Below are 25,203 nucleotides of genomic sequence, written 5' to 3' on the forward strand. Positions count from 1 at the left end.
CGATGGCGTAAAGAAAAGCAAAATTTAGCTTTTTTGAAGGCTTAGTCAGGTTGGTTCTCCTTGAGGAGCTGCGGAAATTTATTTTTAAACCTGTTCATTCTTGGTACCGAAACATTGCGGATATATGGATCATTGGGATTATATTTCTTGTAATTTTGATGGTAATCTTCAGCTTTCCAGAACTTTTGGAAAGGCAAGACCTCTACAGCAATGGCTTTTTTGTATTGTTCTGCCAGTTCTTTTAGTTTTTGTTCAATGATCTTTTTTTGTTGCGCATTTTGGTAAAAGATGATCGAGCGGTATTGCGAACCTATATCGGGCCCCTGTCCATTTTTTTGAGTAGGATCCATAGATCCAAAATACACATCGGCAAGGGTTTCAAAGTCAATGACTTCGGGGTCGTAGATTACTTCTACGGCTTCGGCATGGCCTGTACGGCCTGTATTGCTCTCTTCATAGGTCGGATTCTCAGTATGGCCACCCGAATATCCCGAAATGGCTTCTTTTACGCCCACCACGCTTTCAAACACAGCTTCAACACACCAAAAACAACCGCTCGCAAAATAGGCTTTTTTGAGACCGTTCTGGGTAGGAGCTTCTACAGGTTCGGCATTGGCAATTTCGGGCAGGGTCACTGTTTCTCCCGAAGAATTTCCGCAGGCAGTGAGACTAAAAATAAGAGTGAGAAGCAGGTATTTCATAATATTCTATTCTTTTGTGTAGGTTCCTTCTAGTGATTTTTTTCCGTAGAGGGCATATTCTGTGATGATTTCCCCATCTTTAGAAAAACCAAGCCAGTCCAGTTCGGTGCTGCCATCGGGTTGAAAAGTGAGGGTAGCAACCGGAGTATTGGTGTCAAATTCGTCCCAGGGCAAAGGTTTGTCGGGAGAACTTTCTCTTGATGCCGCAACAAAATAGACGTTTGCAGTATTTCCCCCAGTTTTTTCGCACCTGGCGCTTATGTACATTTTATCTTTATCTATACACCACTCTGTAGGCCTGTCATAAGATACCTCTATACAGTTGCAGTTGCAATCTGTGCCCTTATCACTGTCTGACTTTCGATATTTTCCTGAAAATCCTGTGGCAGGTAAAGCCGATGCCTGTGCTGTTGCTTTTTCTGTTTGCAGGGCGTCCCGTTCCTTCTGAAGGTTTTCGGGCGGCAGGGTGTCGGCAGAAATTGTTTCGGTAGCTATTCTTTCTGAAGTTTCCGAAGTAGCGGTGTTTCTGTCTTTACAGGAAAAAAGCACCACCGCAATAAGCATGAAAAGTAACTTTTTCATAGTTGTAGGTTTGGTCTTTAAAGATAAGCCATCCAAAATAGATTTCTGTGAAACAGATGTTAACGCAAAAGAAGATTGAATTTTCAGGTTAGAGGTCAAGAAATAATCTAACTCTTCACTTAAGATTTCCATCAACAAAAAACCCCTCACTTGCGTGAAGGGTTTTTAAAATGATTTGATGAAAAATTTAGAAGCTTTGGAAAAGCTCATTCATCTTTTGTCTTTCTTCCTGTGCCAGTTCTTCGTCTACAAGAATACGGCCACTGTGCTCATCGGTGATGATCTTTCTGCGCCCTGCAATTTCCATGATCACCTGCGGTGGGATGGTAAAGAAAGAACCTCCAGAGGCTCCTCTTTCAACAGGAACTACGGCTAAACCGTTCTTCACGCTGCTACGGATTCTCTTATAAGCATTTACCAGGCGCTCTTCGATTTGCTGCTCATACTCTTTAGATTTGTCCAGTAGAGCTTTTTCTTCTTTTTCAGTTTCAGCAAGGATGGCATCCAGTTCCCCTTTTTTGTGGTCAAGGTGCTTCTGGCGCTCAGCTAACCGCTCTTTGGTTTGCTCAATAACGTCTTTTTTCTGGTCTATTTGAGCACGATACTCTTTGATTTGCTTTTCGGCAAGTTCTATTTCCAGTTCCTGAAATTCAACTTCTTTAGAAAGGGCGTTGAATTCCCGGTTGTTACGTACATTCTTTTGCTGCTCGTTATATTTTTTGATCAATGCCTGCGCATTTTCTATCAAAACTTTTTTGGTATTGATCCCCTGATCGATCACTTCAAGGTCGGCATCCATTTTTTCCAAACGGGTATTAAGGCCTGCTACTTCATCTTCTAAATCTTCTACCTCAAGCGGAAGTTCACCTCGTACATTTCTTATTTCATCCACCCTGGAATCTATAAGTTGAAGATCGTATAATGCTCTTAACTTCTCTTCTACAGTAACATCGGTTTTTTTTGCCATAGTTAAAAATACTTGATAGGATTGGTTTCTGTGTTTGATAAAACGACTGCAAAATTAGCAAATTTTTTCTTAAGATAAGTAGTCAAAAGGGTTTTTGTGTACTGTTCGCTTTCGTAATGCCCAACATCAGCCAATACCAGTCTTTGCTCAGCTTTATAGAAGTCGTGGTACTTGAGATCGGCAGTGATAAAAATATCTGCCCCGGCCGCGATAGCCTGGTTAATAGCAAAGCTTCCGCTACCGCCCAGCACAGCAACTTTTTTAATGGGTTTTCCAAGTAATGCGGAATGGCGGATACACCCACTGCCAAAAGTCTTTTTTACCTGTTCCAAAAATGCCTTTTCTTCCATCTCTTCTTTAAGTATCCCCGTCATTCCCATACCAATATGCTGATTTGGATTTTCGAGGGTGGTCACTTCATACGCCACTTCTTCATAGGGATGATTGTCAAAAAGGGCATTTAGAATGTTCTTTTCAAGATGCCTTGGGAAGGTCACTCCAATTTGCATTTCTTCCTCGTAATGTGTTTCGCCTTTTCTCCCTATCACTGGATTGGATTCTTCATTTCCACGGAAAGATCCGCTGCCGGCTACATTAAAACTGCAGTGGTCATAATTTCCTATTGTACCAGCGCCGGCGGCAAATAACGCTTCTCTTACTTCTGCAGCATTCTTTTTGGGTGCAAATGTGATAAGCTTTTTAATGGTACCGGGCTGGGGGATGAGAATTGCCCTCTCAATTAACCCCAGTTGTTCACAAATCATATCATTAACTCCCTTGAAACTGTTGTCTAGCGCGGTGTGGATGGCATAGATGGCAATATCATTTTTAATAGCCTTCAAAATAGCCCGCTCTACATAATTGCTGCCGGTAAGCTTTTTAAGTCCCGAAAAGATTATGGGATGAAAAGCGACAATAAGATTGCAGTTCTTTTCTATGGCTTCGTCTACCACAGTTTCCAGTGTATCAAGCGTGACAAGAATTCCTGAAACCTCGCTGCCGGGAGAACCGGTGAGCAGGCCTACATTGTCAAAATCTTCGGCATAAGCGGCAGGAGCAAATTTTTCTAACTCCCTAATTATTTCCTTAACTAACATTTTTCCTTTTTTGCTGAGTTTGTCAAAGATAAAAATTATCTGGCCAGGCTACCTGATTAAGACCTCCTCTTCAGATTAAATTTATATTGATTTCAGAAGGGGCAAAGTCGGCAGCACCAGGGTGTCAAAAATGACAAATTTTAACTATCTTTTTTCTGAAGTGGCTGAAAATGATCTTTTACGTTTCAGGAAAAAAATTACCTTCGCATTCATGTCGGCAAGAAAATTTCTTTATCCTTTTTCTATTCTTTACGGTACTGCAATGCGGGTTCGAAACCAGCTGTACGACCGTGAAATCTTACCAGTTCACAGTTTTGATCTGCCTGTTATTGCAGTAGGAAACCTAAGTATGGGCGGTACCGGGAAATCTCCCATGGTAGAATATTTGACCCAGCTGCTAAAGGTAAACTACAGGGTGGCCACCCTTAGCCGCGGATACAGAAGAAAAACCAGCGGTTATATCCTGCTTACCGGCACCGAAACAGCTTCGGAAGTTGGAGATGAACCCCTGCAGTTTAAATACAAGTTTCCTGAAGTAGCGGTTGCTGTAGATGAGAACCGAAGTCATGGAATTGCAGAACTTTTGAACGTAAAACCAAAGCCTGAAGTAGTGCTGCTTGATGATGCCTTTCAACACCGAAGGGTAAAGGCCGGTTTCTATATTTTATTAACCTCATATTCAAAATTATACCGGAATGACCTTGTACTTCCGGCGGGTGACCTGAGAGAACCTGCATCGGGCGCAAAAAGGGCCAGGGTAATTGTGGTAACCAAATGCCCTGCAAATCTCTCTGTGGAAGAACAAATGGAGATCGTAAAAAAACTGAAACCCACAGCAGGGCAGGAAGTTTTCTTTACAACTATAGCATATAGTGAAAAAGTGATGGGCAGAAACGGATCTTATGCTTTAAAGGACCTCCAAAAAAACCCTTTTACGCTGGTAACCGGGATTGCAAATCCGCAGCCTATGGTTGAGCACCTCGAAGCACTGGGGCTGAAATTTGAACATAAAAAGTTTAAAGATCATCACAATTTTACTGAAGCTGAATTGCGGGAGCTGCAACATGAGGAATTTATACTCACTACCGAAAAGGATTATATGCGGCTCAAAAATGAGATTTCGAGGGAGAAAATCTTCTATCTGCCTATTCGAAGCTGTTTCCTTCAAAGGGAAGAGGCGTTTGAAGATCTTGTTTTGGAGCATATAAAAAAAAGTGAGACCCGGTAAAGTCTCACTTTTATCTTTTTTTGGCTAATTCAAACTATATCTCAATAACTTGAATCTACCTGTACTCAAACCTTGTGCCACTTTTTTAAATTGTGGCTTTTTGCTGATTTAAATATTTATTGATTTTCTGAAAGAATTCTTCAGTTTTGTAAGGTTTTGGTATAATGTCATTAAAGCCGTTGAGGTAGAATTCATCAAGGCTCTCTTCTAAAGTTACCGCTGTAAGAGCAATAATAGGAATGCTTTCGTTGAACTTTCGTATTTCTCTGGTTGCTTCAATCCCGCTAATACCAGGCATGTGAATATCCATTAGAATAAGATCGAATTCATTGTCTTTTACTTTTGTAATGGCAGTGGTTCCATTGTCGGCAACATCACAAATCACCTTGTTCTTTTCCAGGATCTTTCGAGTGATCATTTGGTTGATCTTGTTGTCTTCTACAATAAGAATTTTTTTATTGTGCATAATATCGTTTGATAGGGGCTCGGGAATCTCGTCGATACTTTTTTGATCCTGTGGGCTGGCTGGTTCCATTGCTTCGAAGTTAAGTTCAAAATGGAAGAGGGAACCTTCTCCCAGTTCGCTCTCCAGGTGAATTTCACTGTCCATTAAATTGAGCAGGTTTTTCACTATTGAAAGCCCCAGCCCGGTACCTCCAAACTTCCGGTTTATTTGTAGTGAGCCCTGTGTAAAGTTCTCAAAAATGGCTTTTTGTTTCTCCTTGCTAATTCCTTCACCGGTATCCTGTACTTCAAACCTTAGCAGCACCTTACTGTCCTTCTGGCTTAAACGTTTAACCCGCACCCAAATATCACCATCTTCAGTAAACTTGATAGAATTACCTATAAGGTTGATAAGGATCTGAGAGATTTTAAGCGGATCGCCCTTCAATTTCTTCGGAATTTCGGGATCAAACTCGAGGTGAAGTTTGGTCTTTTTGTCTTCGGCCGAATTTTTTAAGGCTATTAAAACATCTGTAATCCTCTTTTTCAGATTAAAAGAACTTTCAAGCATTTCCACTTTTTTAGCTTCCAGCTTGTTGAGGTCAAGAATGTTGTTAATAAGGGAAAGCAGGTATTCCCCCGAAAATTTGAGGGAATTGAGATGTTCCTTTTGATTTTCTGTAGGGCTTTCTTCCAATAGTAAATGAGTAAGACCGGTTACAGCATAAAGAGGGGTCCTTAGCTCATGGGTGATGGTTGAGAGGAACTGGGCTTTGGCCAGTGATGCTTTCTCGGCGTTTTCTTTGGCAGTAATTAACTCAGAATTCTTTTTTTGCAGTAGATCGTTTGCCCGGGCCCTAAGATTGTTATTCTTATATAGAGAGAGCGTTAAAAGAGAGAGGATGGTGATCAAAGCCACACTAAGAATGGTGGTGAGTTTGTTCACTTTTAGCGTGCGTTCGGCCTCTTCTTTTTTACGGGTGAGCTCATTCATGGTGCTCTTCATGGAATCTACCCCGTAACGGGCGTTGGCGTCTACGGCCAAAGCTTCGGCATTTAGATTGTATAAAGAATCCTGGATTTGGTTATTCTCCCGAAGTAAGGCCAAGGCTTGCTCGTAGTTTCCAATTTGCTCCTGTAGCTCGCTCTGTACCTTCTTGGTATGCTGAACCATACCTGCAAAATTGTTGCGCTGGGCAGCTTTTAAGGCTTTCTCAGATTCGGCCATTGCTTCAGGCAGTTGTCCTGAAGCCTGGTATGCGCGGGCTTTGTAATAGTGAACCCGGCAACGTTCGTACTCGTTGTTTTGGATTCGCAATTTTTTTTCGGCTGAATTTAGCAGAGAGAGGGCCGCATGTGGTCTTTCGGCGGTATTGAGGTAGAGGATTCCGCGGTTGAGCTCTACAGCTCCAATTCCTTCGGTGTCTTCCTGTTTTTTATAGAGGGCTTCAGCAAGGTCAAAATATTCGGTGGCACGATCAAAAATTTTCTTCGCAGTAAAGATCTTTCCGAAGTTAAGATAGCTATAAGCCAGGCCTTCTTCGTCTTCTATTTCCCGCTGTATGGAAATAGCCCGTTGCAGCTCGGTTGCAGCACGGTCATTTTCATGACGCACATAATAGAGGTGGGCCAGAATACTGCTGGAAAGTGCAATTAACCTCGGGTGATCTATAGATCTTGAAAGTTCAAGTGCCGTATTTAATTCGCGTAGAGCCTGATCAAAATGTATACTGTTAATTGACTCTTCTGCGTTTTCCAACAGTTGTTCAATAGTGGTATTTATTTCATCTACTTCCTGTAGGCTTTTTCCCTGGGAATAGGAAAAGGAAAAGTAAAGAAATGCCACCATTAAAAGAGTAAAGTTCTTCATTGGGACAAAATAACTGTGGATAAATATAACTATTTAATTGATACATGGGAAATTAAATCAATGAGGCGGCTCGAATAACCAATCTCGTTGTCATACCATCCTATGATCTTCACAAAGGTATCTCCCACTACCGAAGTCATTTGTGCATCAAATATACAAGAGTGAGGATTGCCTTTAATATCTATAGACACTATAGGATCTTCGGTATATTCCAGAATATTATGAAGACTTCCTGCCGCAGCTTTTTTAAAGGCCGAGTTTATTTCTTCGATACTTGTGTTCTTTTCTACATGAAGCGTCATATCGGTAAGGCTGCCGTTGGCTACCGGTACTCTTATCCCGCACCCGCCAATAACATCGCTAAGCCCGGGGAATATCCTGGTAAGGGCTTTTGCAGCTCCGGTGGTGGTAGGCACGATAGACTGGCCGGCGGCGCGGGCACGACGTAGATCTTTATGGGGCTGGTCATGCAGGCTTTGATCGGTGGTGTAAGAATGTACTGTAGTGATATAGGCTTTTTCCACTACCGCGAGTTCATTTACGATCTTCAACATAGGCGCGGCATTATTTGTAGTGCAGGAAGCATTTGAAATAATGTCTTCAGTGCCGTCAAGTATATGCTCATTGACTCCCAAAACCACCATTTTTATAGTATCATCTTCGGGAGGCACGCTCAAAATCACCTTTTTGACACCTTGCTGAAGATGCGGCTCCAGGTCACTCCTTTTCTTGAACTTCCCGGTACTCTCTACTACCACGCCAACCAAATTCAGGCTCCAGTTAATGTCGGCCGTGTGGGCATGATTATACACAGGTATCTCTTTTCCGTCTATTACTACGGAAGCTTCTTTGGAAGAAACCTCTTTTTTGAGTACTCCATGGATGCTGTCGTACTTAAGCAGGTGGGCCAGGGTGGCGGCAGGGGCCAGGTCGTTAATTGCCACTACTTCCAGGTCTTCACGATCTAAGAGCAGCCTGAAAAGATTTCGGCCTATGCGCCCAAACCCGTTGATCCCAATCCGGATCTTTTCTTTTGATGCGGTTGAAGGTCTTGCGCCCTCCATTATGTAAGATGTTTTTGAGCTTTGTACGAAGATCTTACCAAAGCACCACTCTCTACATGCCTAAAGCCCATTTCAAGCCCAATAGTCTCGTACTTTTTAAACTGCTCTGGAGTCACAAATTCGTGTACCGGAAGGTGCTGTTTTGTAGGTTGCAGGTACTGGCCAATAGTGACAATGTCAAGGTCAACTTCCCGCAGGTCTTTCAGGGTTTGTATCACTTCTTCTTCTTTCTCACCCAAACCAAGCATGATGCCCGATTTTGTTCTGTTTACTCCCTGTTGTTTCAGGTATTTTAGCACCTGAAGGCTGCGTTCATATTTTGCCTGTATACGTACTTCGCGGGTGAGCCTCTTTACAGTCTCCATGTTGTGCGAAACAATTTCGGGGTTTACTTTGATGATACGGTCAATATTTCTCTCTACTCCCTGAAAATCGGGGATCAGGGTTTCAAGAGTCGTGTCGGGGTTCATGCGGCGAATCGCGCTCACGGTCTCTGCCCACATAATAGAACCCATATCTTTAAGATCGTCACGGTCTACGCTGGTAATTACAGCATGTTTGATCTTCATCAGCTTTATGGAACGGGCAACTTTTTCGGGTTCATCCCAATCCAGGGTTTCGGGTCTTCCGGTTTTTACGCCGCAAAATCCGCAGGAACGGGTGCAAATGTTTCCGAGGATCATAAAGGTCGCCGTGCCTTCGCCCCAACATTCTCCCATGTTTGGGCAACTTCCGGAGGTGCAAATTGTGTGAAGGTTATACTTATCTACCACACTTCTAAGCTCGGTGTATTTTTTTCCGGTAGGTAATTTTACCCTTAACCACTTCGGTTTAGGCGTTCTTTGTATAGGGAGTTGCTGTGTTTCCATAGGAGGGCAAAGGTACAACTAGAATGCCTAAAAACAAACGTTAAATAAGCGTTGCTTTTGCCTCCTTCAGCAGAAAATTTTCCGAAGAAAATGGCATTTTAAGCACCTTAACTTCTCAAAAATGGCGTTTAGGAAGTTCTTTTTTCTATGACTTCGGCCAGCAGCTTTTTTGCCCGTAACAACTTTACTTTTACGTTGTTGATAGGCTCCTGAAGATGGGCTGCAATTTCTTTATAGCTCTTTTCCTGAAAATACCGCAGATGGATCACTTCCTGGTAGTGCGGTTTCAGTTTTTTAATGTCTATGAGCAACTGGGCCAGGTTTTGTTCGGTAATTAGGGTGTCCTCAATACTGGGCGTTTCATCGGGAATGCGGTGCACCCGGTCATCTTCTTCGTCGGTAGTGCGAGATCGTATTGAAGCGTTCTTTTTTCTTACCAGGTCTACATGAATATTTTTAGAAATGGTAATGATCCAGGTCTTAAAAGTGTATTTGGGGTCAAAAGTGTCAATTTTATCGAAGGCTCTTGAAAAAGCCTGAATGGTGATATCTTCGGCATCATACTCGTTTTGGGTACGCTTAAGCTGAAAGCCGTAAACATCGTTCCAAAACCTGTCTAAGAGATAATTAAAGGCGGCTTGTTTCCCTTTTTTTGCCTTTTCAATTTGTTGCTGAAGGAGGTCTGGCTCTATTTCCAATTAGTGGGTTTTGAAAAAATATTAGAGATAAATATAGCTAATTGCGCCGAAACCAGGAACAATTCTAGAAACGGAAAAAGCCAGAAAAGATCGGTTTCTCCAAACTTCTTGCCCGAGTTGTAAAATACCACTCCCTGTACAATCCATCTTACCGCCAGTAAGAATAAAGCTACCTGCCAAAAAGGGCTTTTTAAGAGGATGAAAAAGAAGATCCAGAACAACAGCTGGGAAGTGTAGAAGAGACCCAGCATTAACCGGTGTTCTTTTTTGTAATGGGAAGCGGCCGAAACGTGCCTCCTTTTTTGGGTAAACCACGCCTTGAGCGTAGATTTTGGAACACTGCGGGTAATTCCCACAGGCGAAAAACAAAGGGCGGTGTTGGTTTTAGTAGCAGCCCCGTTCACAAAAAGATCGTCATCTCCCGATTTTATGTGCAAATGCGTGGCAAAACCATTCTGGGCAAAAAATTCTTCGGAAGTATAGGCGAGATTGCGGCCTACGCCCATGTAAGGTTTGCCCCAACTGGCATAAGAGAAATACTGAATTGCCGTAAAAAGTGTCTCGAACCTGATAAGTTTGTTGAGCAGGGAACGGGATTCAATAAAATACCCGCCATAGCCAAGTACAATGCTTTTTTGGTCTTCAAAGTGGGCGCTCATCTCCTTTAGCCATACACTGGTTTCGGGTCGGCAGTCGGCATCAGTAAATAAGAGGTAAGGTTTTTTGGCCTTTTTGATGCCTAAGGTAATTGCGTATTTTTTGTTGGCCCAAAAGGCTTCGTTGTTTTGAACGTCAACTATTTTTACCCTGTCGTCACTTTGTTGAAACTCTTCAAGCACCTCGAGTGTCTCGTCTACAGAGGCGTCGTTGATCACCACCACCTCAAAATCTGGATGGTCTTGCGACAGGATCGCCGGGAGAAAATTCCGCAGGTTTTCGGCTTCATTTTTGGCGCAAATAATTACCGAAACCGGGAGGTCCTTATAAGCCGGCTGACTTTCATTTTTGGCAAGGGCAAACCTGAAAAATCCCAGGTAATAGCATAGGTTGATTAGGCCAATGACAACAAAGGCAATAAGGATGGTTAGCATTTATGTGGTGGGAATTATTTTACCGGTTGAGGTTGATCACAATCTTTTGCTTCATCGGGAAGTTTTCCGCAGTAACTGCAGGCTTCTCCTTCCTTGTTAAGAAAAGGGCTTTGACTGGCACAGGTCCCACTAAATTTTCCATCTTTCTTTCCCCAAATCTTAATGGCAATCCCGGCAACAGCCAGTCCTAAAAGTACTATGGTGATTAATATGAGTTCCATAAATAGAATTTTGTGCAAAAATAACGAATAATGACCACTATAAGAAGGGAATAGGATTTTTTTCTTAAGGCTTCATTACCACAATTTTAACTAAAATTTAGTGCCCTGGGAGAGGTAATGGATTTTTAAGGTAATAAATTGCAGGTAAAGCTTAAAAAACAACACGATATGCAATACAAATTACCAAAGATTCTGATCATTTTTCTTTTTGCCGGACTTATATCCTGTCAGGATAAAGAAAATAAAATGGATTCAGAAGTTGATATTATCCCTGCGGAAGAAAAGAAAGATGAATTAAGCAGCTCAGACCGGCCAATGCCGAGAAGTTACATGTTGGCTAAAATGCGCGAGAATGATGAGCTGTCTGCTTTTACTGAAGAATTTCAGAGATCTGGCCTTGAAGAAGAATTTGAAGGAAAGGAAGGTATTTATACCATTTTTGCCCCTTCAAACGCCGCATATGACCGTATCCCTGCCAGGCAAATGAATCCCGATACCGACAGTCTCACGTCTAACGCCGATCTTATGCGTTATTACATGGTAGAAGGTGAGATGACCGTAGATTATCTTCGGGAAAGGATCAGGGCTTCAGAAAATGACAGGTACGAGTTTAGAACCGCTTTGGGTGAAAAGCTCTGGGCTACCCTTGAAGGTGACAAAATTGTACTGACCGATGTGTTGGGCAATAAAGCTTCTATTGTGACTTCAAATATGGACGAGTACTACGGTGTTTACCACATCATCGATAATGTGTTACAGCCCGGTGAAAAACGTCAGGACAACGGTGCCGGTGAAATCGGGGGATAAAAAATCTTGCTTCGGAAGAAGATATTTTTAACTCAGGATTATAATAAATGTTCGGCTCTCCACTGCTTTTTTATTAAATTAAATAGAACCTGAAAAATATTGATACTATGAACATTAGGAATATAATGATGTTAAGCGGATTTGTGATGATTCTGCTTGGCGCATGTAAGAACAATGAAACCAAGACAGATGATGTAACCCTTGAGGTGCAGGAAGAGAATTTTGAAGAAGGTGTCGAAGATTTACGCCAAAGGAACGCTACAGTAGACGCTATTGAAGGAAACCCCGAACTTAGTACGTTTGCCACCGGTCTCAACGCCTGGAATGTGGAAGATACTTTAGACCTGGTAACCGAGCCTTACATGGTGTTTGCCCCAAGTAACAGGGCATATAGCAGGGTTTACAGGCAGCAGGGCTATGACATTTTAGAAACAACGCCCGAATCTGTGATCCCATACCACATAGTAAAAGGTGATTTTACAAGGGAAGAACTAAAACAGGAAATTGAAAAGGCGAATGGCACTCTCATACTTTCCACTTTGGAAGGAGAAAACATCACTTTTAGCCTCGAGGGCGATAAAATTGTGCTTACCGGTGCTACAGGGGAGAAAGCTAACATAACCGAAAGCTTTGAAATTGAAAACGGTACTGGTTTTATCATAGACAAAGTATTACTTCCTGAAGGAATTGACACAGTGACTATAACTTCAGAAGAGTAGGGGGAGCAGTTAATAGAAAAGAAAAAGGGTTCCAAAAATGTCATTTTTGGAACCCTTTTTTGATGCTTTTTTAGATGATATTTACTTCCGGAGAAATTTCAATCCCAAACATATCCCAGATCTTCTGCTGAATCTTTTCAGCGAGCTGAAGGATATCGAGGCCTGTGGCATTTCCGTAGTTTACCAGCACCAGTGCCTGCCTGTTGTGCACCCCGGCATCTCCTTCACGGTAGCCTTTAAGGCCGGCGCGGTCTATGAGCCAGCCTGCAGGAATCTTTACCTGCTGCCCGTCAATCTCATAAAAGGGGATTTCAGGATATTGCTGTTGTAGCTTTTGTAAAACTTCTTTTGAAACTACAGGATTCTTGAAAAAACTTCCGCTGTTGCCCAACTCTTTCGGATTTGGCAGTTTAGATTGGCGGATACTTATAACGGCTTCAGAAACATTGGCTATTGTAGGTGTTTTTACACCTTTTTCTTCCAGAAACTGGTCTATAGAACCGTAAGTAGTATTCAGTTTATGATTATTCTTACTAAGCCTGAAGCTAACACTCGTTATAATGTACTTTCCTTTCGCCTCATTTTTAAAGATAGAATCTCTGTAGCCAAAGTGGCATTCTTCTTTTGTAAAGGTCTTTAATTGCAGCGTTTGGATATCCAATGCGGTGCAGCTTTCAAAGCTGTCTTTGAGTTCTACACCATACGCGCCAATATTTTGGATTGGAGCCGTTCCCACTTTTCCAGGGATCAGGGAAAGATTTTCGAGTCCGCCAAAAGAATGATCAATGCAGTACAGGACAAACTCATGCCAGTTTTCACCAGCCATGGCCTTTACCAGTACGTCGTTCTCATTTTCCTCAAGAATTTCGATGCCCTTGAGGTTTATATAAACCACTGTTTTCTGAACATCCTTTGTGAGCAACATATTGCTTCCGCCGCCAAGAATGAATAATTCTGAAGCATAGGTGTTCTTCAAAACTTCCCGAAGTTCTTCTACAGAAGTTACTTCTACGAAATTGCGCGCCTTAACATCTATCCCGAAGGTGTTATAGGCCTTCAGGGAAATATCTGATAGCATTTTCATTAGCCCTTGTACTGCTTAAGCGCTTCTTTAAGGATTTCTAATGCCCTTATAAGATTTTCCTTTTTAAGAACATAGGCGATCCTCACCTGGTTAGTCCCGGTATTTGGTGTAGAGTAAAAACCTGCAGCAGGAGCGATCATTATGGTTTCATTATCCATTTCAAAACTCTCCAGGAGCCATTTGGCGAAATCTTCGGCATCGGCAACAGGTAATTCAGCAATACAATAAAAAGCGCCTTTTGGATTGGCTACTCTTACGCCATCAATCTTCTCAAGGCCCTGCACGAGCGTGTTTCTTCTGGAAGTGTATTCTTCTATAACTTCGTCAAAATATTCCTGTTCTGTATCAAGAGCTGCTTCACTTGCAATTTGAGCAAAGGTTGGAGGGCTAAGACGTGCCTGTGCAAACTTCATGGCTGTAGCCATAAAATTGGTGTTTTTGGAAACTACACATCCAATTCGTGCGCCACACATGCTGTAGCGTTTTGAAACCGAATCTATCATGATCGCATTTTGCTCCAATCCCGGTACGCTCATAATAGAGTGATGTTTTGCACCATCGTAAGCAAATTCGCGGTACACTTCATCGGCAACAATAAAGAGATCGTGTTTTTTTACGATCTCGGCCAGTTGATCAATTTCTTCTTTGGTGTAGAGATACCCTGTTGGGTTGCCCGGATTGCAAATAAGAATGGCCTTAGTGTTGGGAGTGATGAGCTTTTCAAATTCAGAAATTGGAGGGAGTGCAAAACTGTCCTCAATTTTCGATTTTACAGGAACTACAGTAACCCCCGATGCTGTTGCGAAGCCATTGTAGTTAGCGTAAAAAGGCTCTGGAATGATCACTTCATCGCCAGCATCACAAATGCTGCCCATGGTAAATAGTAAAGCTTCAGATCCGCCGGTGGTAATGATCAATTCATTAGCCGTAATCTTAATATCGTGGTTCCTGTAGTACTTAGCCAGTTTGTTGCGGTAGCTTTCAAAACCGGCAGAATGGCTGTAAGAAAGCACTTCGATATCGGTATTTTTGACTGCTGCAAGTGCTTTTGCAGGAGTTTTAATATCGGGTTGGCCAATATTCAATTGATAAATGGTACGACCCTTTTTTATTGCAGCTTCTGCGTAAGGAACTAATTTTCTTATAGGAGATTCGGGCATAGCCTGCCCTTTACGAGAAATATGTGGCATATCTAAAATTTTGGCTTACAAAGTTGCGAAATTTTAAATTGAGAATAATATTTTTCCTGATTTTTATCCTTTCTGAAGGATATTCAGCGTAAAGCATCAGGAGTTGCTAATGAATTGTGATGAAGATTAAGTTTCTTAGTGATATTGGTGTTTGAAAAGCTGAAAATTTCAGATTAAAGCGGAAATTATAAGGTACTTCTCGGAAATACTTCAGCAAAACTGGCGAAAAGAGGATATGAAAGAGCGCTTTACCTTCCAAAAAAGGCATTTTGAAGCTGCCTTTTTTTACTTCCGAACTAGAGAAAGCGAAACTTTTTCATAAAAACTTATGAGGAGGAGGAGAAGGGTAGAGCTTCAAACCCTTCAAAAATGGCAATTTGTGCTTGTAAAACTGCTGAAAATAAAAGGAGGCTGCTTTAAAAGCCTGTTTCCGTTAACCTGAATCTTGTTACAGGTACTTCCTGAAATGCTTCAGAAAACGGAGTGGTAGCTTTTAAAACAACCTCTCAAAATGTCATTTTTGGAAAGTTTTATTCCAGAACTTTTCCTTTGATCTTTATTGATTTGGCAGGAATATCAGCATTAGAATAAACGGTGATGGTTTTTCTAATTGGGCCTACTCTTTTGGTATCATATTTCACTTTGATCTCCCCGGTTTCTCCAGGAGCAATAGGATCTTTTGGTTTTTCGGGGATAGTACATCCGCAGCTTGAAGTAACGTCTGTAATTACCAGGGCAACATTTCCGGTATTTTTAAATTCAAAAACGCGAACGCCATCACTGCCTTTCTCTATTTCGCCGTAGTCTATTACTTCAGACTTAAATTCGATTTTTGCCGTTTCCTGCGCCTGTACAGCGTAGCCTGCAAAAACAAAAAGGGCAATTGCAATTAATTTTTTCATGGTTTTTAGTTTTTTCAGAATTGTAAATATACTACTAATATGCTTATTGTAGCAAATAAAAAGGCAATCGGCTGCATCGCCTTTTATAATCCTGAAGTTATAATTACTTTTGCACAGATATTCCAAAAACCGCACCAAAGTATGTCTGTAGCATCAAATTACGTAGCCCGGGAAGTTGAATCCAAGTGGTATGATTACTGGATGAAGAATAATTATTTTCATTCTGAAGTTGACGAAAGAGAACCGTACACTATCGTAATTCCGCCGCCCAATGTTACTGGGGTGCTGCACATGGGGCACATGCTCAATAACACCATTCAGGATGTGTTGATCCGTCGCGCACGGCTGCAGGGCTATAATGCCTGCTGGGTGCCGGGAACAGATCATGCCTCTATTGCTACAGAAGCCAAGGTAGTTGCGAAATTAAAAGCAGAAGGAATAGATAAAAATGCCCTTTCAAGAGAAGAATTTCTGGAACATGCATGGGAATGGACCCACAAGCATGGCGGGATTATCCTGGAACAGTTAAAGAAGCTTGGGGCTTCCTGTGACTGGGACCGTACCAAGTTTACGATGGACGATGATATGTCGGCTTCGGTAAAAAAAGTGTTTGTCGATCTTTATCGCAAAGGCCATATTTACCGCGGTTACCGTATGGTGAATTGGGACCCGCAGGCGAAAACCACACTTTCAGATGAAGAAGTGGTGTACCAGGAGCAGCAGGGGCAGTTGTACTACCTTCAGTATAAAGTTGAAGGAACAAATGATACGCTCACTATTGCTACTACCCGGCCCGAAACTATTCTGGGAGATACTGCCGTGTGTATTAATCCCAATGATGAAAGGTTTAGTCATTTAAAAGGTAAAAAGGCGATTGTTCCGCTTTGTGACCGCGTGATTCCTATTATTGAAGATGAATATGTTGATATTGAGTTTGGAACGGGTTGTTTAAAAGTGACCCCGGCGCACGATGAAAATGATAAGGTGCTTGGAGATAAGCACAATCTCGAGGTGATTGATATATTTCATGATGATGCTACGCTTAACTCCTTCGGAATGCAATATGAAGGAATGGACCGTTTTGAGGCACGAAAAAAGATCGTCGAAGAACTGAAAGAGAAAGGTATACTGGTTAAGACCGAAACTCACTTAAACAAGGTGGGCACCAGTGAACGTACCGGCGCCGTGATCGAGCCAAAACTAAGTGACCAGTGGTTCCTGAAAATGAAAGAACTCGCCCGGCCCGCACTTGATGCCGTACTGGAGAAAGAGGTAAACCTGGTACCCGAAAAATTTGTAAATACTTACCGTCACTGGATGGAGAATGTTCGCGACTGGAACATTAGCCGGCAGTTGGTTTGGGGACAGCAAATTCCTGCATATTATTATGGAGAGGGCTACGAAGATTTTGTTGTAGCCGAATCTCCTGAAGAAGCTTTAACGCTGGCCAGAGAAAAATCGGGCAACAAGGAATTAACAGCCTCTAATCTTAAGCAGGACAAAGATGCTCTTGATACCTGGTTCTCTTCCTGGCTTTGGCCAATAAGTGTCTTTAACGGGATTCTTGAGCCCGATAATAAAGAGATCAACTACTATTATCCAACAAATGACCTGGTAACGGCGCCCGAGATTCTCTTTTTCTGGGTAGCACGTATGATCATTGCCGGATATGAGTACAGAGATAAAAAACCTTTTAATAATGTTTACCTAACGGGGATTGTACGCGATAAACAGCGTAGAAAAATGTCAAAATCCCTGGGTAATTCCCCAGATCCCCTGGGGCTCATAGATGCTTATGGCGCCGATGGGGTGAGGGTAGGAATGCTCTTGAGTTCCCCTGCCGGGAATGACCTTATGTTTGAAGAGGATTTATGTAAGCAGGGAGCAGCATTTGTAAATAAAATTTGGAATTCGTTTAAGCTGGTAAATACCTGGGAAGTTTCAGACAAAGCCGAACAACCTGAAGCTGCAAAGATTGCTGTGGAATGGTACAGGGCTAAATTTCAGAAGAGCCTGCACGAGATTGAAGATAACTATAAAAAGTACCGTATAAGTGATGCTTTAATGGCTACTTATAAGCTGGTATGGGATGATTACTGTTCCTGGTTCCTTGAGATGGTAAAACCGGCTTATGGGCAGCCAATGGATAAAGCAACTTTTGATGCTGTTACAGAGATCCTGGAGAGCAATCTTAAAGTTCTTCACCCATTCGTGCCATTTGTTTCAGAAGAAATATGGCAGTCAATGAAGCAGCGAAATGAAAACGAAGCCCTGATCATTTCCTCATGGCCCAAAAATGAGGAATTTGATGCTTCTCTTATAGATGAGTTTGTAGTGGCTTCAGAAGTGGTTTCGGGGATAAGAACTATTAGAAAAGAAAAGAACATTTCTTACAAAGATCAAATTGAACTTCAGGTACTCAATAATGAGAAACTTGGCAGCACGTTTGACCCCATCATTGAGAAAATGGGAAATATCTCATTATTGGGCTATACTCAGGAACAAGTAAAAGGAGCTCTTTCTTTCCGGGTGAAGTCTAATGAATATTTTATTCCTGTGACTGGTGCAGTTGATGTTGAAGCCGAAAAAGCCAAGCTTGAAGAGGAATTGAACTATACCCGCGGATTTTTAAAATCGGTAGAGAAAAAGTTGTCTAACGAAAAGTTTGTGAGCGGGGCACCTGCAAAAGTGGTAGATATGGAAAAGCAGAAAAAAGCTGATGCCGAAGCTAAAATTGAAGCAATCCTTGCCAGTCTAAAGGCGCTTTCTTAGAGAGATCAAAATTTGAGATATAAAGAAAAGCCTCAAAGATTTTCAAAATCTTTGAGGCTTTTCTTTTTTTGATATTGGTTCTAATTGAAATATGGTGTGGCTTAAACTGATTATTTATATTAAAATCTTCAGTAAAATCCTGATTAGTGTTAATCGTGAATATTCTCCTCAACCAGCTGGATGTAGGCTTCTTTAGCCTCTAAAACTGTCAATCCCTTTACCTGTAGCAGGGCGTTCAGTTTAAAGGCATTTTTGAGGTCGCTGTTCCCCGAAGGGATATATGCCTGGGAATGTTTTGTAGCCTGTTTATAGTAGGCGTAGAGCTTAAGCATAAGATCGGGAGGGAGCTTCTGGGAAGTCCTGCTGGCTTTTTCATAAGCTCTTAAAAATTCCCTGTCAACTTCCTCGGGAGTCATGGCTACGGGATTAGGAAACTTTTGCAATGAGACTAATGCCACCTTTTACTTTTTGATTCAGTTTAACTTCAAGCTCGGTGCCCAGAGGAAGAAATACGTCAACCCTGGAGCCAAACTTAATAAATCCGCTATCGCTACCCTGAACCACTTCTTCGCCTTCTTTGGCGTAATTTACTATACGCTTGGCAAGAGCACCTGCAATTTGCCGGTAAAGGATCTCTCCGGTGCTTTCATTTTCAACAACTACTGTGGTGCGTTCGTTCTCTTCACTGGCTTTTGGGTGCCAGGCCACGAGATATTTGCCGGGATGGTACTTGCTGTATTTTACAATCCCTCCAATAGGATGCCGCGTAACGTGAACATTGATGGGAGACATGAAAACAGAAACCATTAAGCGTTTATCTTTAAAGTATTCTTTTTCGTACACTTCTTCAATGACCACCACTTTTCCATCAACGGGGGCAATAACGTGCTTGGTATTAACCACGGTATTTCTCTTTGGGTTCCTGAAAAACTGAAGAACCAGGAAGAAAAGCACGATAGATCCTATAAGGATAACAACCCTAATCCAATAGGTGAAAATAAAAGTTTGTGCCAACAGGTTTACAATGATCAATAAGATCATTGCGGTTCCCATTATTTTATATCCTTCTTTATGAAACATAGTTAATTAGTTGTAAATAGGCATAAACAAAAGGGCTTGCAAAAATGATGCTGTCAAGCCTGTCAAACAAACCTCCATGACCGGGCATTAACCTGCCGCTGTCTTTCACTCCTGCCTGTCTTTTAAACTTTGATTGTATTAGATCTCCCAGAGTGCCAAAAATGCTTAAAATCACTGCCAGTCCCACCCATTCATTGACGCTTAGAAGGCCGGTGAAGAAGTATACCAAATAGGCTGCAACTGCACTAAAGACCAATCCTCCCAAAAAACCTTCGACTGTTTTTTTAGGGGAGATTCTTTCAAAGAGCTTTTTCTTTCCAAAATTCTTACCTACAAGATAGGCAAAAGTATCGTTTATCCAAATAAGTGAAAATATACCAACTACCAGTTCGGGTGTAAAATCTCCTGTGTAGCTGGGTATGAGTGTGAGAAAGATGAGTGAGGCTATGAGGTAAAAAATGATGATCACATACTTTTTCTTCTCAAAAAGGGGAATTTTGTTCACCAGCATAAGATCTTTGACAAGAAACAGGTTCACGAATATGGTGATGAGTAAGAGTAGGGAAGTGCCATACGGGCTCCAGCGCATATAGCTGAAAATATAGAACAACCCGATGAGAAGAAAATATCCCAGGAAACTCTTTAAATGTAAAAGTCTTTGAAGTTCCCGAAGACAAATAACACCAAATAACAGGAAAAGTGTGGTGAAGGCGAATTCGGATGCAAATATGGAGACCACAAGAATGGATACATACATGACCCCCGATAAACCCCGAATAATGTTTTCCTTCATATTACAGATCTTCCAGAAGCAGCAAATATAGGTTTTTTGTACTACTTCCGTAGCTCATGAAATCCCCTTCTTTGTTGTTCTCAAAATTCTTGATGGTGGTAATATTTGAAGGAATACGGTCTTTATTTTTAAACTTAATGCCTCTTAAGCCTTCGCCAATGGCGTCAACGAGCTTGCTGGTAGAGGCAAGGATAACAAAATTATAGGGTAATTCTTTAAGCTTCTTTTCCTTGATTTGGTTTGAGGAAATAAGGATAGAGCCATCATTGGCAATAAGATATTCGCAGGTGCTAAGAAAAAAAGCTGCTTCGCCGGAATTAGTGAATTCTAAATTCTGGTCGGAAAATTTATCCCGTAAATTCTGATCAAAACAACAAGTTTCTTTTTCATACCAATCATTCTCCAACATGATGTTTTCAAACGTCTCTATCAATTCTTCATTACTCTCACAATAAAGAAATTTGCCGCCGTTGTTTTTGAAATTGAGCATAAAACGCTCATCGGTAGGGAGCTTAACATCTGGCATATACTTGCTACGGTCAGAACTTTCTACTTTATCCTGACCTTTGTCTGATTTAGATTTAGGGTTCAAAAAGTTTCTAAATAGACTCATATAGGTTTCTGATTACTCAAGGTAGCATTTCACCCAAAGGTAAAAAATCTTAACTTACAGATTAGGATAAGTTAAGATTTTTTACTGATAGGATTGTAGATTATTTTCCTTCGGAAGTCGAAGTGTCCTGCGCTTCTGAACCTGGTGTGCTACCGGGAATTATTTTTTCGGTAACAGTTTCTTCCTGTACAGGCACAGTTTTTTCCTGGCTGTTGCCATTCATGATCTCGTCACGGCTCTTAAAAGGCCTTTTTCCGAAGATCTCCTCGAGGTTATCTTTGAATATAACTTCTTTTTCCAGGAGAATCTCGGCTAGCCTGGTAAGCTTGTCTTTATTGTCCTCAAGAAGTTTAATAGCTCTTTGATACTGCTCTTCAATAAGGTTTGAGATCTCCTTGTCTATTAATTCTGAAGTTTTCTCACTGTAAGGCTTGGTGAAATTATATTCACTCTGGCCTGAAGAATCATGATAAGTGAGGTTTCCTACCTTATCATTTAATCCATACACGGTCACCATGGCACGGGCCTGTTTGGTAACTTTTTCCAGGTCGCTAAGAGCTCCGGTTGAGATTTTGTTGAAAATTACCTTTTCGGCTGCCCGTCCTCCCAGGGCTGCACACATTTCATCAAGCATCTGTTCTGGTCTCACAATAAGCCTTTCTTCAGGGAGATACCATGCAGCTCCAAGCGATTGCCCGCGAGGTACGATGGTAACCTTTACAAGAGGAGCGGCGTGCTCCAGTATCCAGCTAACGGTTGCATGTCCTGCCTCGTGGAAAGCGATGGCTTGCTTCTCCTCTGGAGTGATGATCTTGTTCTTTTTCTCAAGACCACCCACAATACGATCTACTGCATCCAGAAAATCCTGTTTTCCAACAGCGGTTTTACTATTACGTGCAGCAATTAATGCAGCCTCGTTACATACGTTGGCAATATCGGCACCCGAGAATCCAGGAGTCTGTTTTGCCATGAACTCAGTATCTAACTCGTCGGCCACTTTCTTTAGCGGGCGAAGGTGTACTTCAAATATTTCTTTTCTCTCCCTAACATCAGGCAGGTCAACATAGATCTGTCTGTCAAACCTTCCGGCGCGCATTAGGGCTTTGTCAAGCACATCGGCACGGTTGGTAGCTGCCAGTACGATTACATTGGTGTTGGTTCCAAAACCATCCATTTCTGTAAGGAGCTGGTTTAAGGTGTTCTCACGCTCGTCGTTAGATCCCGAGAAATTACTTTTTCCGCGGGCACGACCTATAGCATCAATCTCATCAATAAAGATAATAGCTGGAGATTTTTCTTTTGCCTGTTTAAACAGGTCTCTTACCCTCGAAGCTCCAACACCTACAAACATCTCCACAAAGTCAGATCCTGAAAGTGAGAAGAAAGGAACTTTGGCTTCTCCTGCCACAGCTTTTGCAAGTAAGGTCTTACCGGTTCCCGGAGGTCCTACAAGTAAAGCACCTTTTGGTATTTTTCCTCCCAGGGAGGTATATTTATCTGGAGTTTTAAGGAAATCTACTATTTCCTGTACTTCTTCCTTGGCTCCTTCAAGACCGGCCACATCTTTAAAAGAAACTTTAACGTCGGTATTTTGATCAAAGAGCTTGGCTTTTGATTTTCCTATGTTAAAAATCTGTCCGCCTGCACCGCCACCGGCTCCACCGCTCATACGACGCATGATGAAGATCCATATTCCAATAATCAGAATAAATGGCAACAGGGTAAGTAATATATCGCCCCAAACATTTTGATGGGTTTCAAAGACAACTGGGGTGTCTAAATTGTTTTCGGCTTTTACCTCTCTTATGTCATCCTCAAGGTTTTGAAGATCACCAAATTCAAAGGTATAGGCGGGAGAATCTCCACCTGGAAATAGCTCATCCTGTACTGCTTTTTGGTGTATTTCTTTTGCCTGGGCTTCTTCGGTAAGGAATACTTTTGCCTGATTGCGGTTAACAATAACCACCTTCTTTACGTCTCCCTGTTCTAAATAGTTCAGGAATTCGGCAGGGTTGGTCTTGGCAGGTTCGTTAAACCCACTATCACTGAAGAAGTTTATCCCCAAAAACACCAGGATAATAGCTGCATAAATCCAGTATGCGCTAAACTTTGGTTTTTTTGGCTCTTTATTTTTAGGTTGCTCTTTGGCCATGCGTTCTTTCTTAACTCTTAATAATTTGTATTGATTGAAGTGGATTTTGCATCCCCCCAAAGACTTTCAATGTCATAATACTCTCTAATGTGCTTCTGAAAAACATGTACTACCACGCTCACGTAATCCATTAGTACCCACTCGGCATTATCAGATCCCTCTATATGCCAGGGTTTATCTTTAAGCGATTTACTAACGTTTTTTTGAATGGAATTAACAATGGCGTTTACCTGTGTGTTTGAGGTACCATTGCAGATGATGAAGTAGTCGCATACAGTATTTTCTATCTCCCTAAGGTCAAGAATATCAATGTCATTCCCTTTTACTTCTTCGATTCCTTTGATTATGTGTGCTATAAGTATATCGTTGTTAGCTTCTTTTTTTATCATTAAATTTATTTTCTTTGCGCAAAGTTATTACTTTTTAAGGTTTTTTGAACCTTGGTTTTCATAACATTTAACGCCTGCATTATCTATCCTTCGTATGCACCTTATCAAAGTTAGTGCCATCAACTCCACAAATTCATTTGCGCGAGAGCTTTTAAAAGAAAATCCTCACTTACCTCTCACCTGTGTTGTTGCAAAAAAACAGACACAGGGCAGGGGGCAACGTGGTACTTCCTGGAGTGCTGAAGATGGTAAAAACCTCACTTTTTCGGTATTTTTACCACGGCCAAATATAGATCCGGCCCATCAGTTTGTGCTGAGTGCCGCTATTGCAACTGCGCTAATTTCGGCTCTCGAAAAATTTGGCCTGCCACGATTAAAAATAAAATGGCCAAACGACATCTTGTCAGCTAATCGAAAACTTGCGGGTATACTTATTGAAAATATTATTTCTGAAAGTAAAGTGACGGGGTCTATTATTGGGATTGGGCTAAACGTTAATCAGCAAAACTTTGAAGATCTGCCCCAGGCAGGATCTATGAAGACTGCCACCAGAAAGGAATTCAGTCTTGAGGAGGTGCTTAATGTTGTACTTGCGGAGCTTGAAAAAGGATTTTCGGAACTTTCCGAAGAAAGCTCCGAAGTAATTTTAAACACTTACAAAAATGCCCTTTTTCGCAGGTTAATTCCCTCTACCTTTAAAGATCCTAAGGGCAACCTTTTTACAGGAATGATCCTCGATGTTAGCCCAACAGGTAAATTGCTGGTGCAAAAAGGGGAAGAGGAAGAGGTTGCCGAATACGACCTAAAAGAAATTAGTCTTTGTTACTAGATCTTTGCGAGGTTTTCTGCTAAATTCGAAATGAATTTCTTCAAAGGTCCTTTTACCATCATAGCCATCATGGTATTAAATTTTCCGTGGAAAAACAACTGGGCTTCACTCTGATTGTCTCCTAAAGACTGGATCTCCACATCAAGAGAAAAATCAAACTTGTCTGAAGTTGAACCCAGTTTAATATATTCTGGCTCGCGGGTTTCTTTTATCTGCAGTGCGATCTCTGGCATTCCTTTCAACGCGAAAGCAAAAGTGTCCTGACTTTTCACTTGAAATTTCTCTTTGCTCTCTGGCATGATCTGCTCATAATTGTTCACGTCTGTAAGGAAGTTGAACAATTCCTGCTGACTCTTTTGTACTGTTACTTTGTCGCTCTGTAATTCCATATCTTATTTTTTCCAGTTAGCCGGATCATTTCTCCAGCTTTTTAGTACCTCGCTTTCGGCTTGATTGATATAATTTGTTTTTAGGGCTACTTCCAATAGATATTCATAGTTGCTAAGGGTGTGTAGCTCAATATTCGCATCTTTAAAATTCTGGACTGCAGTATCAAAGCCATAAGAAAAGATGGCCAGCATACCTTTTATTTGAAGGTTGGCGTCCTGTAGTGCTTTTACGGCATTTAAGCTGCTATTACCGGTGCTAATGAGGTCTTCAATCACCACAACGGTTTGCCCTTCCTCAACTTTGCCCTCAATCTGGTTTTGGCGGCCGTGAGATTTTGCTTCCGGGCGCACATAAGCAAATGGCAGGCTTAGGTATTCGGCTACCAGCATCCCTATTCCTATTGCTCCTGTGGCAACCCCGGCAATAACATCGGCTTTGCCGTAAAGCTGTTCTACCTGGCGTGCCATGTGTTCCCGTACAAAATTGCGGATGGGAGGGTAAGATAAGATGATGCGATTGTCACAGTAAATTGGAGAATTCCAACCGCTGGCCCATTTAAAGCCTTGTTGTGCATCTAATTTTATTGCCTTAATTTGCAATAATAACTCAGCAGTTTTGCGAGCCGTTTCCTTGTCTAAAATCATACTGCAA

The 25,203-nt window shown here is 41.7% G+C and carries 26 protein-coding genes; 5 read left to right on the top strand and 21 right to left on the bottom strand.

The genetic code is table 11. The features are described 5' to 3' along the window. Positions 1–41 precede the first annotated feature (41 nt). From msrA to V5739_RS11310, 4 genes are all read right to left on the bottom strand, one after another. On the bottom strand, positions 42–701 hold the full coding sequence (msrA, locus tag V5739_RS11295; RefSeq protein ID WP_423818231.1) for a peptide-methionine (S)-S-oxide reductase MsrA: 660 nt from the start codon (positions 699–701) through the stop codon (positions 42–44). A 6-nt stretch (positions 702–707) separates the two neighbouring features. Next, entirely contained in the window at positions 708–1,283 is a 576-nt protein-coding gene (locus V5739_RS11300; protein WP_423818232.1) for a hypothetical protein, read from the bottom strand. A 187-nt stretch (positions 1,284–1,470) separates the two neighbouring features. Continuing rightward, positions 1,471–2,250, bottom strand: coding sequence for a zinc ribbon domain-containing protein (locus V5739_RS11305; protein ID WP_266067897.1), 780 nt, complete (start codon positions 2,248–2,250; stop codon positions 1,471–1,473). A 2-nt stretch (positions 2,251–2,252) separates the two neighbouring features. Further along, entirely contained in the window at positions 2,253–3,347 is a 1,095-nt protein-coding gene (locus V5739_RS11310; protein WP_423818233.1) for a Nif3-like dinuclear metal center hexameric protein, read from the bottom strand. Positions 3,348–3,477: 130 nt separating this feature from the next. Between V5739_RS11310 and lpxK the strand changes: the two genes are divergently transcribed. Then, positions 3,478–4,575 carry a tetraacyldisaccharide 4'-kinase gene (gene lpxK / locus V5739_RS11315; protein WP_423818234.1) on the top strand — a complete coding sequence of 366 codons (1,098 nt, stop codon included), beginning with the start codon at positions 3,478–3,480 and terminating at the stop codon, positions 4,573–4,575. An 85-nt stretch (positions 4,576–4,660) separates the two neighbouring features. Here the strand turns inward: lpxK and V5739_RS11320 are convergent, their stop codons facing one another. The 6 genes from V5739_RS11320 to V5739_RS11345 form a co-directional block, all read right to left on the bottom strand. Then, positions 4,661–6,889: a response regulator gene (locus V5739_RS11320; RefSeq protein WP_423818235.1), complete on the bottom strand. Its 2,229-nt coding sequence runs from the start codon at positions 6,887–6,889 to the stop codon at positions 4,661–4,663. A 29-nt stretch (positions 6,890–6,918) separates the two neighbouring features. Continuing rightward, positions 6,919–7,953, bottom strand: coding sequence for a type I glyceraldehyde-3-phosphate dehydrogenase (gene gap / locus V5739_RS11325; RefSeq protein WP_423818236.1), 1,035 nt, complete (start codon positions 7,951–7,953; stop codon positions 6,919–6,921). Beyond that, positions 7,953–8,822: a lipoyl synthase gene (gene lipA / locus V5739_RS11330; RefSeq protein WP_423818237.1), complete on the bottom strand. Its 870-nt coding sequence runs from the start codon at positions 8,820–8,822 to the stop codon at positions 7,953–7,955. Before lipA ends, gap begins: the two co-directional genes overlap by 1 nt. Positions 8,823–8,950: 128 nt before the next feature. Further along, positions 8,951–9,520 carry an RNA polymerase sigma factor gene (locus V5739_RS11335; RefSeq protein ID WP_423818238.1) on the bottom strand — a complete coding sequence of 190 codons (570 nt, stop codon included), beginning with the start codon at positions 9,518–9,520 and terminating at the stop codon, positions 8,951–8,953. Beyond that, positions 9,511–10,611: a glycosyltransferase gene (locus V5739_RS11340; RefSeq protein ID WP_423818239.1), complete on the bottom strand. Its 1,101-nt coding sequence runs from the start codon at positions 10,609–10,611 to the stop codon at positions 9,511–9,513. The genes V5739_RS11335 and V5739_RS11340 overlap by 10 nt, the downstream gene beginning before the upstream one ends. A 14-nt stretch (positions 10,612–10,625) precedes the next feature. Further along, positions 10,626–10,832 carry a membrane or secreted protein gene (locus V5739_RS11345; RefSeq protein WP_266067889.1) on the bottom strand — a complete coding sequence of 69 codons (207 nt, stop codon included), beginning with the start codon at positions 10,830–10,832 and terminating at the stop codon, positions 10,626–10,628. Between the two features lie 168 nt (positions 10,833–11,000). Between V5739_RS11345 and V5739_RS11350 the strand changes: the two genes are divergently transcribed. Both V5739_RS11350 and V5739_RS11355 read left to right on the top strand, forming a co-directional pair. Next, positions 11,001–11,639, top strand: coding sequence for a fasciclin domain-containing protein (locus V5739_RS11350; protein WP_423818240.1), 639 nt, complete (start codon positions 11,001–11,003; stop codon positions 11,637–11,639). Positions 11,640–11,746: 107 nt separating this feature from the next. Next, complete coding sequence (locus tag V5739_RS11355; RefSeq protein ID WP_423818241.1) at positions 11,747–12,358, top strand: fasciclin domain-containing protein; 612 nt, start codon at positions 11,747–11,749, stop codon at positions 12,356–12,358. A 70-nt stretch (positions 12,359–12,428) separates the two neighbouring features. On the opposite strand, the gene murB is transcribed toward V5739_RS11355, so the two are convergent. From murB to V5739_RS11370, 3 genes are all read right to left on the bottom strand, one after another. Next, the gene (murB, locus tag V5739_RS11360; RefSeq protein WP_423818242.1) at positions 12,429–13,442 is read right to left on the bottom strand and encodes a UDP-N-acetylmuramate dehydrogenase; all 1,014 of its coding nucleotides are present in this window, start codon (positions 13,440–13,442) and stop codon (positions 12,429–12,431) included. Next, on the bottom strand, positions 13,442–14,632 hold the full coding sequence (locus V5739_RS11365) for a pyridoxal phosphate-dependent aminotransferase (RefSeq protein ID WP_423818243.1): 1,191 nt from the start codon (positions 14,630–14,632) through the stop codon (positions 13,442–13,444). The genes murB and V5739_RS11365 overlap by 1 nt, the downstream gene beginning before the upstream one ends. A 530-nt stretch (positions 14,633–15,162) precedes the next feature. Continuing rightward, entirely contained in the window at positions 15,163–15,534 is a 372-nt protein-coding gene (locus V5739_RS11370) for a DUF1573 domain-containing protein (RefSeq protein ID WP_423818244.1), read from the bottom strand. Between the two features lie 141 nt (positions 15,535–15,675). Here V5739_RS11370 and V5739_RS11375 point away from each other — a divergent pair, with 141 nt between their 5' ends. Beyond that, positions 15,676–18,306, top strand: coding sequence for a valine--tRNA ligase (locus V5739_RS11375; protein ID WP_423818245.1), 2,631 nt, complete (start codon positions 15,676–15,678; stop codon positions 18,304–18,306). A 149-nt stretch (positions 18,307–18,455) separates the two neighbouring features. On the opposite strand, the gene V5739_RS11380 is transcribed toward V5739_RS11375, so the two are convergent. The 6 genes from V5739_RS11380 to rsfS form a co-directional block, all read right to left on the bottom strand. After that, positions 18,456–18,764, bottom strand: a complete 309-nt coding sequence (locus V5739_RS11380; RefSeq protein WP_345597361.1) for an acyl-CoA-binding protein — start codon at positions 18,762–18,764, stop codon at positions 18,456–18,458. Further along, positions 18,733–19,386 carry a phosphatidylserine decarboxylase family protein gene (locus V5739_RS11385; RefSeq protein ID WP_423818246.1) on the bottom strand — a complete coding sequence of 218 codons (654 nt, stop codon included), beginning with the start codon at positions 19,384–19,386 and terminating at the stop codon, positions 18,733–18,735. The genes V5739_RS11380 and V5739_RS11385 overlap by 32 nt, the downstream gene beginning before the upstream one ends. After that, on the bottom strand, positions 19,376–20,179 hold the full coding sequence (locus V5739_RS11390; protein ID WP_423818247.1) for a phosphatidate cytidylyltransferase: 804 nt from the start codon (positions 20,177–20,179) through the stop codon (positions 19,376–19,378). The genes V5739_RS11385 and V5739_RS11390 overlap by 11 nt, the downstream gene beginning before the upstream one ends. A 1-nt stretch (position 20,180) precedes the next feature. Next, positions 20,181–20,792 (bottom strand): LUD domain-containing protein, encoded by a 612-nt coding sequence (locus tag V5739_RS11395; protein WP_266067880.1) that lies wholly within the window; start codon positions 20,790–20,792, stop codon positions 20,181–20,183. A 100-nt stretch (positions 20,793–20,892) separates the two neighbouring features. Further along, positions 20,893–22,944 (bottom strand): ATP-dependent zinc metalloprotease FtsH, encoded by a 2,052-nt coding sequence (gene ftsH, locus V5739_RS11400; RefSeq protein WP_423818248.1) that lies wholly within the window; start codon positions 22,942–22,944, stop codon positions 20,893–20,895. Positions 22,945–22,961: 17 nt separating this feature from the next. Next, positions 22,962–23,333 (bottom strand): ribosome silencing factor, encoded by a 372-nt coding sequence (gene rsfS, locus V5739_RS11405; RefSeq protein ID WP_423818249.1) that lies wholly within the window; start codon positions 23,331–23,333, stop codon positions 22,962–22,964. Between the two features lie 94 nt (positions 23,334–23,427). Here rsfS and V5739_RS11410 point away from each other — a divergent pair, with 94 nt between their 5' ends. Next, the gene (locus V5739_RS11410) at positions 23,428–24,162 is read left to right on the top strand and encodes a biotin--[acetyl-CoA-carboxylase] ligase (RefSeq protein ID WP_423818250.1); all 735 of its coding nucleotides are present in this window, start codon (positions 23,428–23,430) and stop codon (positions 24,160–24,162) included. Here V5739_RS11410 and V5739_RS11415 read toward each other — a convergent pair. Beyond that, entirely contained in the window at positions 24,159–24,551 is a 393-nt protein-coding gene (locus V5739_RS11415) for an SRPBCC family protein (RefSeq protein ID WP_423818251.1), read from the bottom strand. The genes V5739_RS11410 and V5739_RS11415 overlap by 4 nt on opposite strands. Before the next feature lie 3 nt (positions 24,552–24,554). After that, entirely contained in the window at positions 24,555–25,196 is a 642-nt protein-coding gene (gene pyrE / locus V5739_RS11420) for an orotate phosphoribosyltransferase (protein WP_423818252.1), read from the bottom strand. Positions 25,197–25,203: the final 7 nt, after the last annotated feature.

The sequence above is a fragment of the Salinimicrobium sp. TIG7-5_MAKvit genome (assembly GCF_049569215.1).
GTDB classification, from domain to species: domain Bacteria; phylum Bacteroidota; class Bacteroidia; order Flavobacteriales; family Flavobacteriaceae; genus Salinimicrobium; species Salinimicrobium profundisediminis.